The sequence below is a fragment of the Superficieibacter sp. genome (assembly GCF_032071645.1).
In the GTDB taxonomy this organism is placed as follows: Bacteria; Pseudomonadota; Gammaproteobacteria; order Enterobacterales; family Enterobacteriaceae; genus Superficieibacter.
In genome coordinates, this window is the sequence record NZ_DAMAPU010000012.1 from 34,676 (window position 1) to 49,568 (window position 14,893).

The 14,893-nt window shown below is 55.6% G+C and carries 15 protein-coding genes and 1 riboswitch; of the genes, 11 read left to right on the plus strand and 4 right to left on the minus strand.

The genetic code is table 11. The features are described from left to right. Positions 1–14 precede the first annotated feature (14 nt). The 4 genes from pmrB to yvcK all read right to left on the minus strand — a co-directional run bounded on the left by pmrB (position 15) and on the right by yvcK (position 4,401). Positions 15–1,103 carry a two-component system sensor histidine kinase PmrB gene (pmrB, locus tag RT197_RS17500; RefSeq protein WP_312952473.1) on the minus strand — a complete coding sequence of 363 codons (1,089 nt, stop codon included), beginning with the start codon at positions 1,101–1,103 and terminating at the stop codon, positions 15–17. Continuing rightward, entirely contained in the window at positions 1,103–1,771 is a 669-nt protein-coding gene (gene pmrA / locus RT197_RS17505; protein WP_312952419.1) for a two-component system response regulator PmrA, read from the minus strand. The genes pmrB and pmrA overlap by 1 nt, the downstream gene beginning before the upstream one ends. Then, the gene (gene eptA, locus RT197_RS17510; RefSeq protein ID WP_312952420.1) at positions 1,772–3,409 is read right to left on the minus strand and encodes a phosphoethanolamine transferase EptA; all 1,638 of its coding nucleotides are present in this window, start codon (positions 3,407–3,409) and stop codon (positions 1,772–1,774) included. A gap of 83 nt (positions 3,410–3,492) precedes the next feature. Then, positions 3,493–4,401, minus strand: a complete 909-nt coding sequence (gene yvcK / locus RT197_RS17515) for a uridine diphosphate-N-acetylglucosamine-binding protein YvcK (RefSeq protein ID WP_312952421.1) — start codon at positions 4,399–4,401, stop codon at positions 3,493–3,495. Between the two features lie 200 nt (positions 4,402–4,601). After that, positions 4,602–4,732: riboswitch (molybdenum cofactor riboswitch) on the plus strand. Here yvcK and moaA point away from each other — a divergent pair. From moaA to RT197_RS17570, 11 genes are all read left to right on the plus strand, one after another. Beyond that, positions 4,720–5,709 (plus strand): GTP 3',8-cyclase MoaA, encoded by a 990-nt coding sequence (moaA, locus tag RT197_RS17520; RefSeq protein WP_312952422.1) that lies wholly within the window; start codon positions 4,720–4,722, stop codon positions 5,707–5,709. Its footprint overlaps the riboswitch before it by 13 nt. A gap of 21 nt (positions 5,710–5,730) precedes the next feature. Then, positions 5,731–6,243 (plus strand): molybdenum cofactor biosynthesis protein B, encoded by a 513-nt coding sequence (gene moaB / locus RT197_RS17525; protein ID WP_312952423.1) that lies wholly within the window; start codon positions 5,731–5,733, stop codon positions 6,241–6,243. Between the two features lie 3 nt (positions 6,244–6,246). Continuing rightward, complete coding sequence (gene moaC, locus RT197_RS17530) at positions 6,247–6,732, plus strand: cyclic pyranopterin monophosphate synthase MoaC (RefSeq protein WP_312952424.1); 486 nt, start codon at positions 6,247–6,249, stop codon at positions 6,730–6,732. Further along, the gene (gene moaD, locus RT197_RS17535) at positions 6,725–6,970 is read left to right on the plus strand and encodes a molybdopterin synthase sulfur carrier subunit (RefSeq protein WP_312952425.1); all 246 of its coding nucleotides are present in this window, start codon (positions 6,725–6,727) and stop codon (positions 6,968–6,970) included. Before moaC ends, moaD begins: the two co-directional genes overlap by 8 nt. Before the next feature lies 1 nt (position 6,971). Then, entirely contained in the window at positions 6,972–7,424 is a 453-nt protein-coding gene (gene moaE, locus RT197_RS17540; protein WP_312952426.1) for a molybdopterin synthase catalytic subunit MoaE, read from the plus strand. Between the two features lie 59 nt (positions 7,425–7,483). Then, entirely contained in the window at positions 7,484–8,191 is a 708-nt protein-coding gene (locus tag RT197_RS17545) for a Bax inhibitor-1/YccA family protein (protein WP_312952427.1), read from the plus strand. Between the two features lie 375 nt (positions 8,192–8,566). Continuing rightward, on the plus strand, positions 8,567–9,361 hold the full coding sequence (locus RT197_RS17550) for an IclR family transcriptional regulator (protein WP_312952428.1): 795 nt from the start codon (positions 8,567–8,569) through the stop codon (positions 9,359–9,361). Between the two features lie 534 nt (positions 9,362–9,895). Continuing rightward, positions 9,896–11,329 (plus strand): SLC13 family permease, encoded by a 1,434-nt coding sequence (locus tag RT197_RS17555; protein ID WP_312952429.1) that lies wholly within the window; start codon positions 9,896–9,898, stop codon positions 11,327–11,329. Between the two features lie 16 nt (positions 11,330–11,345). Then, on the plus strand, positions 11,346–12,758 hold the full coding sequence (locus tag RT197_RS17560; protein ID WP_312952430.1) for an aldehyde dehydrogenase family protein: 1,413 nt from the start codon (positions 11,346–11,348) through the stop codon (positions 12,756–12,758). A 2-nt stretch (positions 12,759–12,760) separates the two neighbouring features. After that, positions 12,761–13,909, plus strand: coding sequence for an iron-containing alcohol dehydrogenase (locus tag RT197_RS17565; RefSeq protein ID WP_312952431.1), 1,149 nt, complete (start codon positions 12,761–12,763; stop codon positions 13,907–13,909). Positions 13,910–13,921: 12 nt separating this feature from the next. After that, a complete protein-coding gene (locus tag RT197_RS17570; RefSeq protein ID WP_312952432.1) occupies positions 13,922–14,893 on the plus strand; it encodes a glycyl-radical enzyme activating protein in 972 nt (323 codons plus the stop codon).

Consider the following 14,893-nt stretch of genomic DNA (forward strand, 5'->3'; position numbering starts at 1 on the left):
GGAATAGCGAAACGCTATCCGGCCTTTTTAATGTCGCGCAGACCCCGGAATTTGACCCACGCGCGTGCGCCTGGCCCCGGCTGTCGGTTGTGCAAAAAGAACTGCGCGTCGTGAAGCTGGGCGATACGGGTCACGATGCTCAGCCCCAGCCCGATGCCGCCGTAACGGCTGTCCATGCGCACAAACGCTTTACTCAGCTCTCCGCCTTTCGACTCGTCGATCCCCGGCCCTTCATCTTCCACTATTAGCACCGGCTCCGGGCCGGGCTCAATACTCACGCTAATCACCGACCCCACCGGGCTGTAACGGTAAGCGTTTTCCACCAGATTGCGCAGCAGCACTCCCAGCAGCGTGGCATCACCGAGCACCGCAGCGTTATTCTCAGCGGGCAGCTGTAGCCGCTGTTGACGCTGCGCCAGCATACTTTCCAGTTCACCCTGCAACGGCAGCACCACGTCCGTATACAGCGCCACTTGCTGATAGCTGCCTGCGGAGAACGACTGTCCGACGCGGGCGAGTTGCAACAACTGGGCAATGCTGGTGGTCATCTGATCCAGACGTTGCAGCAGCGGCTCCACGTTGGCGGTGCCCGCGCGGCCAATCAGCTCCAGATGCAGGCGCAAACCGGCAAGCGGGGTGCGCAGTTCGTGGGCCACGTCGGCGGTAAACAGGCGTTCGCGCTCGATGGTGACGTTCAGGCGGGAAACCAGTTGATTGATGGCGGAGGTCACGGCCTCCACTTCGCTGACCGAATCGCTGATGGCAATCGGCTGGAGATTATCCGGCGTGCGCGTATCCAGTTCGCGCTGAAGTTCTTCCAGCGGGCGGGTGATCTTTTTCACCGCGTGAAAGCAAATCAACAGCGCCATGCCGATAATCAGAAGGCTCGGCACCAGCAGGCTGGCGACCGCCTCGTGGATCTCATGTTCAACGTGCTTATGGTTATTGAGATTATGAACCGCGCTCTCGACCAGCAGTTCGATCTGTTCTTTGCTCTCATGCCAGAGCCAGAACACGCTGAAAACCTGACACACTACCAGCACCGCGCCAATGGTCAGCAGAAGCTGGCTGCGCATGGTGGACTTTCTGGGCCACAATCGCATCATTGCTTATCCTGCTCCGGCATCATGTAGCCGAAACCGCGCACCGTGCGAATGCGCGTTTTACCGATCTTTTCGCGTAAATTATGGATGTGCACCTCCAGCGTATTGGTGGAAGGCTCGTTGTCCCAGTTATAAATATCGTTAAACAGGATCTCACGGTGCACCGGGCTTCCGGCCTTCAGCATTAGCCTGGAGAGAAGCGCATACTCTTTCGGTGTCAGATCCAGCAGTTGCCCGTCGAGCCATACCTGACGCCGCGTGACGTTAACCGTCAGATTTCCAAGCGTCAGTTCGCTGTCACCCTGATTATGATGACGGCGCAGCAGGGCGCGAATGCGGGCGTTCAGTTCATCCAGGGCAAAGGGTTTGATCAGATAATCATCCGCGCCGGTGTCCAGCCCGGCGATGCGGTCGCCGACGGTATCGCGGGCGGTGAGGATCAGCACCGGCTGGGTAAATTTCTCCCGGCGCAGATTCGCCAGCAACTGTAAGCCGTCCTGATCGGGCAAGCCTAAATCCAGCACCACCAGACTGTAATGGGCGCTGGACAAACAGAGTTTTGCATCGCGGGCGGTTGCAACGCCATCGCAAACATATCCCTCGTTTTGCATTGCGAGGAGCAGCCCCTGCAATAATAAAGCATCATCCTCGACAACTAATATTTTCACTTAGTCAGCTCCTCTGCACGGCATTAAAATATCCTCATTACGTTGATAAACCTGGGTATTCACGCCGGTCATCCCCAGCAGCGTGTGGAAAAGATTATCCTGCGAGTAGGGCAACGTTGCCGCATTTTTTTGCAGACAGGTTTTGTCGATGCCGTAGCGTTTCTGATAATCCTCTGACAGCCAGATCAGCATCGGAATGTGCGTCTGCTCTTGCGGGGCAATGGACCAGGGTAGCCCATGTAAATAGACACCGTTTTCCCCCAGCGATTCACCGTGATCGGATAAATAAACCAGACTGGTGGTGAATTTATCCTGCTTAGTTTGCAGCAGTTTTATCGCCTTATCGACAATATAATCGACGTACAGGATCGTATTGTCATAAGTATTGACCAGCTGCTGCTGGCTACAGCCTTGAATTTCGTTGGTATCGCAGGTCGGGGTAAATTGGCGGAACTGCGGCGGATAGCGGTGCCAGTAGGTCGGCCCGTGGCTGCCGATGGTATGCAGGACAATCACGCCGTCGCCCTGCAAATGGTCAATGTCTTTTTCTAAATCGTCGAACAGCACCTCATCGTAGCACTCGCCGTCAATGCACTGGCCCGGCAGCTTGCGGTTGGTCATATCCTGGGTCGGCACCCGCGTACACGCGCCTTTGCAGCCGCCGTCGTTTTCGTTCCACAGCACCTTTATTCCGGCTCGCTGGAGCACATCCAGCAGCCCTTCCTGGTGATGCGCCAGCTGCGCGTCATAATGCTGGCGCGGCATCCCGGAAAACATACAGGGAACCGAGACGGCGGTGGCGGTGCCGCAGGAGGTGGTCTGCGGATAGTAAATCACGCCATCCTGCTTCAGCCGGGGATTGGTTTCACGCGGATAATCGCCGAGGGAGAAATTCGCTGCCCGCGAGGTTTCGCCGACGATCACGATGGTCAGGTTTTTTCTTCCGCCCTGCATTTTGCGATCCTGCTGCGCGTCTTCACCGATTTTCACCAGCGGCAGGTTATCCAGCCGGTTATGGATGTACCACGACCAGCTGGCGACAAGACTGTTCGACGGATTCAGCGATTTCACCAGCTGTTTATTATTGCGAAACAGAGAGGCGTAATCTTTGTAGAAAAGCAGCGCGACCAGCAGGATCGCCAGCATCGAGAGCGTCAGGGTGATGATACGCACCAGCGCCCCGCGCATCCGGGTGGTGGGATAGCGGATTTTCACCCACCAGGCAATGACCACCATCAGCACGCCGGAAGTCAGCAGGGTGAGCACCAGCCGCGACGAGAGCAGGGCAAAACTCTCCGCCGGAGTGGTATCGAGGATGTTATCGATCATCCCCCGGTCGATCACAATCGAGAAGTTAACGATAAAATATTGTGCCGCCGCGCTGAGCAAGACAAAAAGGCTGACCGCCAGGCGATGCAGGCGCACAAACGAGGTTAGCGTCAGGATAATCAGCAGCGCACAAAAGAGCACAACCGGCATGGAGAGATACACCAGCGCCGAATGCAGGGAGTGCACCGGCAGCAGCCGGTACGCCTGCTGCCAGAATGCGAGATTTAAAAACAGTGCGATATAGAGTGCAAAAAGGCTCAGATAAGTCAGCAGTCCGAGCGTCGGCCTGCGCAGAGTGAATGCCCGCATGATGCGATCCCAGCAGAAAAGAGAACGCCATCCTCGCAGGGAATAATTAAGACAACCTTAAGATTTCAGGCCGCAGGAAAATCTCAACCCAGCGCCTGCACCGCCTGCTCCAGCGCCTTGCGCAGCAGGCCACGGTCATGGAGATAGGGGATATCGCTGGCCTCCAGCGGCTGCTGGATCACCACCCGATCGTGAAGCCCGTGGGTGTCGGTTTCCGGCCCAATGACTACCGCATCGATCACCCGCTTACCGATATATTGCTCCATCAGGGTGAGTTTATCGATCACCTGTAGCTCCGCCGCCGGAAGGCTGACTTCGCGCCCCAGATTGCCGATGTAAATCATCGGCGCAGGCGTGCGCCGTAGCGCCTGGGTGATATCGGAAAGCAGCAGGATCGGCAGCAGGCTGGTGTAAAAACTGCCGGGACCGATGAGGATCAAATCCGCTTCGCCAATTGCCTGCACCGCCTCGCGGGTGGCGGGCACCGCAGGCGAAAGCAGCAGTTCTGCAGGCGGTTGCCGAAGCTGATCGATATTCACTTCGCCATACACTTCATGACCGTCGTTATCCAGCGCCATGAGATCGACCGGCACTTCCGACATCGGGATCAGCAGCGCATCGACCTTCAGCAGATTGCGAATAAGATTTATCGCCTCCAGCGGGCGCACGCTCAGATGGTCGAGGGCTTTTAACATCAGATTGCCGAGATTATGGCCGGAAAGTTCGCCATTGCCGCCGAAACGGTACTCAAACATCGCGGAGGCCACGCTGGGCTCAGTGATCAGTTGATTAAGACAGTTACGCATATCGCCCCACGCAATGCCGCCCTCGGCGCGGCGAATGCGTCCGGTAGAACCGCCGTTATCGGTAGTAGTGACAATCCCGGTCAGCCGTGAGCCGAGCGATGACAGTGAAGACATCACGCGCCCCAGACCGTGTCCGCCGCCCAGCGCCACCACTCTGTCCAGATCCGCAAACGTGCGATTTCGCATAACTTTCCCTTAATGATTTATCCAGCGCTACAGTAGCGTAACTGCGCCTGAAAGACGATGGGGCAGATGCGATGAACTGATGCATATCAATGCAAAAGCGTGAAATACCCGTATCCTGTAGTGAAATGACACGATCGTGACGCTATATACAGGTTTATATAGCGTTATGCGTCTGGCGAAAACGCCGCTGACGCGCTACTATCGGCATAATCACTCTAGCCCCTGCGCCTAAGTCACACGATATGGCGCTTCGGCCGTGGCATAAGCCACCAGGGTACAGGAAGAAATGACTGTGCCTCCCGAACTGGAAAGGTGTACATGGCCTCACAACTTACCGATGCGTTCGCCCGCAGGTTTTACTATCTGCGTTTGTCGATCACCGATGTGTGTAACTTTCGTTGCACCTACTGTCTGCCTGACGGCTACCGGCCCAGCGGCGTTAACAACAAAGGTTTTTTGACCACCGATGAAGTGCGGCGGGTGACCCGCGCGTTTACCGCGCTGGGAACCGAGAAAGTGCGCCTCACTGGCGGCGAGCCTTCATTGCGCCGCGATTTCACCGATATCATCGCCACCGTGCGCGAGAACCGCGCAATCCGCCAGATTGCAGTCACCACCAACGGCTACCGGATGGCGCGGGACGTCGCGCAGTGGCGCGACGCGGGCCTGACCAACATTAACGTCAGCGTGGACAGCCTCGACGCCCGCCAGTTTCATGCCATCACCGGCCAGGATAAATTCCGCCAGGTGATGGACGGCATCGACGCCGCCTTCGCCGCCGGTTTTGCGCGCGTGAAGGTCAATACCGTCCTGATGCGCGACGTTAATCATCATCAACTCGACACCTTCCTCGCGTGGATCAAACCGCGCCGCATTCAGTTACGGTTTATTGAACTGATGGAAACAGGGGAGGGCAGCGATCTGTTTCGCAAACATCACATTTCCGGCATGGTGCTGCGCGATGAGCTACTCCGGCGCGGCTGGATCCACCAGCTTCGCCAGCGCAGCGACGGCCCGGCGCAGGTGTTTTGCCACCCGGACTACGAAGGCGAAATCGGCCTGATCATGCCGTATGAAAAAGATTTTTGCGCCAGTTGCAACCGCCTGCGCGTGTCGTCCACCGGCAAACTGCATCTGTGCCTGTTCGGTGACGGCGGCGTTGAACTGCGCGATCTGCTGGAAGATGACCAGCAGCAGGCCGCGCTGGAGTCGCGGATCGCGGCGGCGCTGGCCCATAAGAAGCAGACCCATTTCCTGCATCAGGGAAATACGGGCATCACGCAGAACCTTTCTTATATTGGCGGTTAACCGCCCGCAAGGAGAAGTCACATGAGTCAGGTCAGTGCAGAATTTATCCCGGCGCAGATCGCCATTCTTACCGTGTCCAGCCGTCGTGGCGAAGAGGATGACACCTCCGGCCATTTCCTGCGCGATTCCGCGAGCGAGGCGGGGCATCGGGTGGTGGATAAAGCCATCGTCAAAGAAAATCGCTACGCCATCCGCGCCCAGGTTTCGGCGTGGATCGCCCACGAAGAAGTGCAGGTAGTTTTAATTAACGGCGGCACCGGCTTTACTGAAGGCGATCAGGTTCCCGAAGCGCTGCTGCCGCTGTTTGACCGCGAAATCGAAGGTTTTGGTGAAGTGTTCCGCATGTTGTCGTTTGAAGAGATCGGCACCTCCACGCTGCAATCGCGCGCGGTGGCGGGCATCGCCAATAACACGCTGATTTTCGCCATGCCCGGCTCAACCAAAGCCTGCCGCACGGCGTGGGAAAACATTATCGCCCCGCAGCTTGATGCCCGCACGCGCCCGTGTAATTTTCATCCCCATTTGAAGAAATAAGTTATGTCACAACTCACCCACATCAACGCCGCCGGTGAAGCGCATATGGTGGATGTGTCGGCGAAAGCGGAAACCGTGCGCGAGGCGCGCGCGGAAGCCTTCGTCACCATGCTGCCGGAAACGCTGAAAATGATCGTTGACGGTAGCCACCATAAAGGTGACGTCTTCGCCACCGCCCGCATCGCCGGTATTCAGGCCGCCAAGCGAACCTGGGATCTCATCCCGCTGTGTCATCCTTTAATGCTCAGCAAAGTGGAAGTTAACCTCCAGGCGCAGCCGGAGCACAGCCGCGTGCGCATTGAAACGCGCTGCCGCCTGACCGGGAAAACCGGCGTGGAAATGGAAGCGTTGACCGCCGCGTCGGTGGCGGCGCTGACCATCTATGACATGTGCAAAGCAGTGCAAAAAGATATGGTGATTGGCCCGGTACGCCTGCTGGCAAAAAGCGGCGGCAAATCGGGTGACTTTACGGTGGACGCTCATGATTAACGTTTTATTTTTCGCCCAGGTGCGCGAACTGGTGGGCAGCGACCGCCTGACTCTGGCAGCGGAATTCACCAGCGTGGAAAACCTGCGTCAGCACCTCGCCGCCAGAGGCGACCGCTGGGCGCTGGCGCTGGAGGAGGGCAAACTGCTCGCCGCCGTCAACCAGACGCTGGTGGCCTTCGATCATCCGGTTAATGATGGCGATGAAGTTGCGTTCTTTCCACCGGTTACCGGAGGCTGAAATGGCTGAAACCCGAATTTGCGTCGGTCACGCCCCGTTTCGCGTGGGCGATGAATACCCGTGGCTGGCGGAGCGCGATGAAGACGGCGCGGTCGTCACCTTCACTGGCAAAGTGCGCAATCATAATCTCGGCGACAGCGTGAAGGCGCTGACGCTGGAGCACTACCCGGGGATGACGGAAAAAGCGCTGGCGGAAATCGTTGCTGAAGCCCGCGCCCGCTGGCCACTGGGCCGCATTACGGTGATCCACCGCATCGGTGAACTGTGGCCGGGCGATGAAATTGTCTTTGTCGGCGTCACCAGCGCCCATCGCAGCAGCGCCTTTGAAGCCGGGCAATTTATTATGGATTATCTGAAAACCCGCGCGCCGTTCTGGAAACGGGAAGCGACCCCGGAAGGCGAACGCTGGGTTGACGCGCGGGACAGCGATAAGCAAGCCGCGCAGCGTTGGTAAGACGAGTTTTTCAGGATGTAGTAGGCTTACATGAGTATTCACCTTATAAGGAGTTTCTCATGGAGCGATTTCCAAAGTCCGATTCCATCGTCCAGCAGTCCCGCAGCGGCCTGCAAACCTACATGGCGCAGGTTTACGGCTGGATGACCTGCGGCCTGCTGCTCACCGCTTTTGTGGCCTGGTATTCCGCCAATACCCCCGCCGTGATGATGTTTGTCTTCTCAAGCCAAATCACCTTTTTTGGCCTGATCATCGCGCAGCTGGCGCTGGTGTTTGTGCTCGCCGGGCTGGTACACAAGCTGAGTGCGGGCATGGCGACGACGCTGTTTATGCTCTATTCGGCGCTCACCGGCCTGACCCTGTCGAGCATTTTCATCGTCTACACTTATTCTTCCATCGCCAGCACCTTTGTGGTGACCGCCGGGATGTTCGGCATCATGAGCCTGTACGGATACACCACTAAACGCGATCTCAGCGGGCTGGGCAACATGCTGTTTATGGGCCTGATTGGTATTATCCTCGCCTCGCTGGTTAACTTCTGGCTGAAGAGCGAAGCGCTGATGTGGGCGGTGACCTACATCGGGGTGGTAATTTTTGTCGGCCTGACCGCCTGGGATACCCAGAAGCTGAAAAATATCGGTGAGCAGATCGATACCCGCGACGGCAGTATGCTGCGTAAATACTCCATTCTTGGCGCATTGACGCTGTATCTGGACTTTATCAACCTGTTTCTGATGCTGCTGCGTATTTTTGGCAACCGCCGTTAAACGCTCGCGCTACCGCTATCCATCCCGGAACCTGTTTCCGGGATTATTTTTTGTCGGCGGGGCTTGTTAATCCATTTAACAATATACTGTTATTCCCTTTTCATTCTGGTTGCATTTTTAATAAATAATCGCATGTCGCTGTCTCTTTTTATTCCGGGACGGCGTTTTAATTATTTTCTCTCCGGCAAATAAAATGCCGAAGATAAGCCGATGCTGCCCTATTAACGCGACAAATAATTCGCGCGTGCAGTATAACAATTTGAAAAAACTTACCCGGTTGCAGAATAGGGTGAAGTATGTTAGCTTCGTCGAGTATTTTAAAAAGATCCCGTTAAGGGTATATTTGGCGTTGCCCTGAAAAAAGGATTTTCTATTATGATCCAGCCTGCAGAACACCCCCGCAAAGACTCCAACACCAAAAGCGTAAGCAAAACTTTAGCAATACTCGCTACATTTAATGAGTCGGTGCCAGTACAACGCACTTCCGACATCGCGGTAAAACTGCAGATGAATATTAGCACCGTCTCCCGCCATCTTAATACCATGCTCGATTGGGGTTTTCTGGAACGCGATGAGGCCACCGGTTTTTATTCCCCCGGTCTTGGGATTGTGGCGCTTGCGGGCGTCACGCTGCAAAATAATGACATCTTTCGTCATGCTTTCCCGGAGCTTCAGCGGCTCTCTCACCAATATAATATTCACAGCCACATGTCTGTTCCGCACATGACCGATATCGTCCACCTGATCAGCAACTGCTGTAAAAGCACGGTGGATCTGCTCATCCCGATGGGTCATCGTCACCCGATGCACTGTTCAGCTATGGGCCGCGTGCTGCTGGCGTACATGCCCGAAGCGCAGGCGCAGGACATTCTCCAGCGCTCGGAACTGCAAAAATATACTGCCGCTACCAAAGTCGATCTCCGCGAAATCAAACAAGAACTGGTGATCACGCGCCAGCGCGGTTACTGCACGATTTTTAATGAACTGAACGAAGGGAAAGGCTCGCTTTCCGCCCCGGTTTTCGACCGTAATCGCGCGCCCGTCGCCGCCATCAGCGTATCCACCAGCGTGCACAGCCTCAGCCAGCCGGAGCGCGAGCGGGAGCTTGCCAGAGCGGTAATGATGGCCGCCAGCAAAATATCCGGCAAGCTGGGCTATTTCCCCAAATAAAAAAGTGGCATAAAGGACGCAATGCTTTTATGCCTTTTTCCATTAGCTGTTCTACTGTTACGGTATTATTATTTCCCGGCGTTTAATTAGTGGATGGGATGATATTCTTTGTCTCTTTTGCAATGCTTTTGTTTCGTTTGAATATTACATTCACTGCCAGAAAATTACCTGTGAAAATAATTATTGTATAGCCATTAAGAAGATAATATTGAGTTGCATAATATGCAATTGTCTTGCATCAGGTAAAATATAATTTTGTAATGTGAGAATTAATTGCAATAATCAAAAAAACAAACTTGCCTATTGTTATTTTGTTCGAATGCATATAGTGTAAATGGCAACGATCTTTCGAAGTTTTCTAACTATATTACTGACGCTATGGAACGCAGATAGAACATTCGGCGGTGTATTCTTTCGTTAAGTTGATAAACCTCAGTCAGCGGTACGGCGCCATTGTGCCTGTATTTTGGCGCGCGTGAAATAAGACAATCTCTGTCGGCACACGTTTAAAAATCGTTAAAAGGATAATATGCCATGGAGCCAGTTAAACGTTTATTTTACATTCTTGCCGGTCCGGGCGTCCTTGGGATTTCCACTTTTCTGCTCTCCGATCTGCTGACTCTCCACGGCGCGCAGGCCATCGGGATTTTATTCTGGATGATTTTGTGGTGGATCGCGCGCCCGGTACATATTGCGGTTACCGGTTTTGTGCCCGTCATCGCCAATGCGCTGCTCAATATTGTGCCGATGGGGGTGATTACCGGGCAGTATTTTTCTGACAGCATCATTCTGATTTTCGGCTCCGGTCTGCTCTGCGCGCCCTGGGCGACCATTGGCCTTGACCGTCGCGTGGCGCTGAAAGTGCTGTCGGTGATTGGCCCCTCAATGCGGTCCCAGGTGACCGTCTGGCTGCTGGCCAGCATCCTGATGTCCTGCCTGCTGCCTAACGTGGCGGTCTGCGCGCTGTTTACGCCGATGGCGGTAGCGATGCTGACCACAGCGGGCTACAGCGATATCACCAAATGCCAGCCTGCCGTTCCCATTTTGTTGGCTATCGGCTGGGGCGTCGGCATCGGCGGTCTGGGAACGCCGCTTGGCGGGGCGATGAATCTCGCCGCCATCTCTATTTTTGAGGAGCACGTCGGCCACGAATTTATGTACGTTGACTGGCTTATCCGCATCAGCCCGTTTTTCATCATCATCAGCCTCGTCACCCTGGCCTGTATGCTGCTGATCCCGATGAAGGTCAAAACCCTGAATGGCACCCGCGAATATTTTACCCAACGCTATCGCGCGCTGGGGCCGATGACGCGCGACGAAAAAATCTGCGGCTCGCTGTTTGTGATTGGACTGATCGGCGCGTTCACCCGCCCGCTGTACGTCAGTATTTTTCCCGCGCTGACGCCCGCCCATCTTTACCTGATCCTCGGCTGCCTGTGTTTTGTGATTACCCTCGCCAATAAGATGCCGATGCTGTCGTGGGAAATCGCTGAGAAAGAGACGATGTGGGGGATGATGATCCTCTTCGGCGGCGGTCTGGCGCTTGGCAAGCTGATGAATGATTCCGGTGCCAGCGTGGGCATTGCCGAACTGGTTTCCGGTATGTCGCTGGACGGCGGCCTGCTGACCATCATCATTTTTGTGGTGTTCGCCAGAGCGATTTCGGAATCCACCAACTCGACGACCTCCGCCGCCGTCACTATTCCCATTGTGCTTGGCTTTACGACCAAACTGGGTCTTAACCCGGTCCCCTACTGGTTTATCACCATTCTGGCGCTCAATGCCGAATTTATGCTGCCGATCAGCGTCAGAGCAATCCCCGTCGCGTATGGCCTGGACGCCAGAAAAATGCTCAAAGGCGGGGCGGTGATGGCTCTGGTACATATCGTGATGGTGACTGTTTTTGGCTACGCCTTTATGCAGCTGTGGCCCACCTTCAGCCAGCTTTCCTGTGTCTTCAGTAAATGAAAAGAGATAAGAGCCCATGGACAGAGCGTTAACCGTTGAAGCGCTGGTCGCCCGTTCGCAGGCGGCGCAGGCGCAGTTTGCCTTTGCCAGCCAGCAGCAGGCCGATGCAGCGGCGCGGGCAATCTGCAAAGTGGTTTATGACAATGCCGCCACCCTGGCGGCGCTGGCCGTTACCGAAACGCGAATGGGCAACGTGGCGGACAAAATCAGCAAATGCCGGATGAAACCCGCGCTCATCTGGCAAAGCATAAAAGATAAAAAATCGGTCGGCGTGATTGCCAGAAACGACGCGCGCCGGACGCTCGACATCGCCAAGCCGATGGGCGTGGTCGCCAGCATCATTCCTGCCACCAACCCGATTGTGACCCCCATGAGTAACGCCGCGTTTGCGCTGAAAACCCGTAACGCGGTGATCTTCGCCCCGCATCCGCGCGCGGTGGACTGCACCCGGCGGCTGGTGGCGATGTTCCGCGCCGAGCTTGAAAAGCTGGCGCTCCCGGCGGATCTGGTGCTGGGGCTGGAGAGTGTCTCCATCGACAACAGCGCGCAGTTAATGAGCGCCGCTGACGTGATTGTCGCCACCGGCGGCGCGAATCTTGTGAAGGCGGCTTATTCCAGCGGCAAGCCCGCGCTGGGCGTCGGCGTTGGTAACGTGCAGTGCATCGTGGATCGGGATGTCGATGTAGCCGACGCCGCCGGGAAAATCCTCCTCGGACGCAGCTTTGATAACGGCCTGATCTGCCTGAGCGAACAGACGGTTTTTGTCCACCAGAGCCAGTTAAGCGCGTTTATCCGCGAGATGGAAAAGCAGGGCGCGTATTCGGTGAACGGTACAGAACACGCGCAGCGCCTGCGCGAAACGCTGTTCCCCGGCGGCGGGGCGATTAACCGCGACGTGGTGGGCCAGAACGCAGAGCAGGTTGCTGCCCGGGCGGGCCTTGAGGTGCCGCGCGGTACGCGGGTGATTATGGTTCAGGTGCCGGAAGTGGGGCCGCGCGAGGTGCTGTGCCGCGAAAAAATGTGCCCGGTACTGGCCGTTATGCCTTACCCGACGTTTGCCGAAGGCGTCGCCATGATGGTTGAAAATCTCAACTGTGAAGGCAAGGGCCACAGCATCGCCGTCCACTCGGCGACGCCCGCCAATGTTGAATATGCCGCCATTCAGTGCGCGGTGTCGCGGGTGATTGTAAATCAGCCTGCCGGAACCAGCGGCGGCGGTAGCCCGACCAACGGTTTCATCGCCACCACCACGCTGGGCTGCGGCTCCTGGGGCAATAACAGCTTCAGCGGCAATCTCAGTTTTGAACACCTGATGAATATCACCCGTGTCGGTTATCCGCTGCAACAGTCGTGGCTTCCCGATCCCGATGGGATCTGGTGCCAGTCTCCTGTTGACGAGCACGACATTTTTCACATGGAAGGAATTTAATAATGAAAAACTTTGGCTTTAAGATCCCGCAGAATATTGAGTTTGGTATGGGGAGCCTGCAAAAGCTGCCGCAGATCCTCAGACAGCTTAATGCGGAGCACGTCTTTTTGATCTCCGATCGCGGCCTTGACGCCGTTGGGGTGGTCAAAAAAGTTCAGGAGATTATCACCTCCGGCGGGGTAAGTCTGACTACCTGTCTGGAGGTCAAACCCAATCCGACCGTCGATATCGTTAACGACGCCGCCGCCTGCTACAAAGCCTGCGGCGCGACGGCGATTATCGCGCTGGGCGGCGGCAGCCCGATTGATGTCGCCAAAGCGGTGGGCGTACTGGTCAATTACGGCGGCAGCATTACCGACTACGAAGGGCCGAACAAGGTTCCCGGTCCGATTACGCCCATCGTGGCGATCCCGACCACTGCCGGGACGGGCAGTGAAGTCACCGCGTCGGCGGTCATCACTGACGAGGCCCGGAACTATAAGCTGTCGGTGATCAGCTACGAAATGCTGCCGAAGTACGCCATTCTCGATCCCGAACTGATTATGACCCTGCCCGCGTCCATCGCGGCGGCCTGTGGTATTGACGCGCTGATCCACGCGCTGGAAGCCTATCTGTCCACCAGCGCCTCACCCTTCACCGACGCGATGGCGGAAAAAGCGATGCAGCTCATCGGCAAAAATATCCGCCGCTTTGTTGCCAACCGTCAGGATGCAGAGGCTGCCAGCGCGATGATGGCCGGAAGCAATTTCGCCGGGATCGCTTTTGCGTGGGCAAGGCTGGGTAACGTCCACGCCATGAGCCATCCGGTCAGCGCCTTCTTCAACGTACCGCACGGCGTGGCGAATGCCATTCTGCTGCCAACAGTGGTGGAATATAACGCGCTGGCTGATACCGGACGTTACGAAGTGATTTACCAGTTTATTCGTCAGGACACACACACCGGCGGCTGTTTTAAACCTGAAATGCTGGTGGCAGAAATTAAAGAATTAAACCGCACGCTCGGTATTCCGGCCTCGCTGTCCGCCGTCGGCGTCACCGAAGAGAGTATTCCGGCAATGGCTAAAGACGTGATGAAAAGCGGTAACGTGCTGGTGAATCCTCGTCAGTCAACCATTAACGACATTATCCGGCTTTATCACCAGGCGCTGTAAGCGGACGTTATTATGCAAACGGGAGAGGATAACGTGTCTCTGCGGGGAAATGTTTTTAATATTCAGCGCTTCACGCTGCATGACGGACCGGGGCTGCGCACCGAATTATTTTTAAAAGGCTGCCCGTTAAAATGCGCCTGGTGCAGCAATCCTGAAAGCCTGAAACCCTACAGCCAGCCAGGGGTTTTTAAATCTAAATGTATTTCCCAAAAGAAATGCGGCTTATGTGAAGACGCTTGCCCGCATTCCGGCGCGCTGAATTTTACGCGCGGTAAACTTAGCGCGATTGACCGTGACCTGTGCAGCAACTGCCTCGCCTGCGCCGATGCCTGCCCGTCAGAAGCCATTAAGCCATGGGGAAAATCCATGACGGTGGAAGAGTGCATGGCGGTCATCCGCAAGGATATTGGCTATTACCAGCGCTCCGGCGGCGGGGTAACCGTTTCCGGGGGCGAGCCGCTGCTGCAAAGTGAATTCGTCGCCGCGCTATTTAAAGCCTGCAAGGATGAAAATATTCAGACCTGCTGTGAATCCTCTTTCTGTGTTAACTGGAAAGATATCGCCCGCGTACTGCCGTGGACCGATATTATTATTTCCGATATTAAACATATGGACCCCCTGGTTCATAAAAAATATACGCGGGTCGAAAATGGTCGAATTCTCGAAAATTTACAGCGACTGACCCGCGAGCATCGCGAACTGATCCTGCGCATTCCGCTTATTCCGGGCGTTAACGACGATATGGACAATATCAGCGCCACGGCGGATTTCATTCTCAGTGAATTAGGCGGGCAGGTAAGAACGCTCCAGCTATTAAGTTTTATGCGACTCGGCGAAGAAAAATATCGCTCATTAGACATGCCTTATGAAATGCAAAGCCTGCGGGTCAACAGACGCTCGTTTCAGAAACGGGTAAACGACATCGCCCGCTATTTCAATGGTCGCGGTATTCACTGCCTGGTCGGTACAAAAGAAAAACAGTAA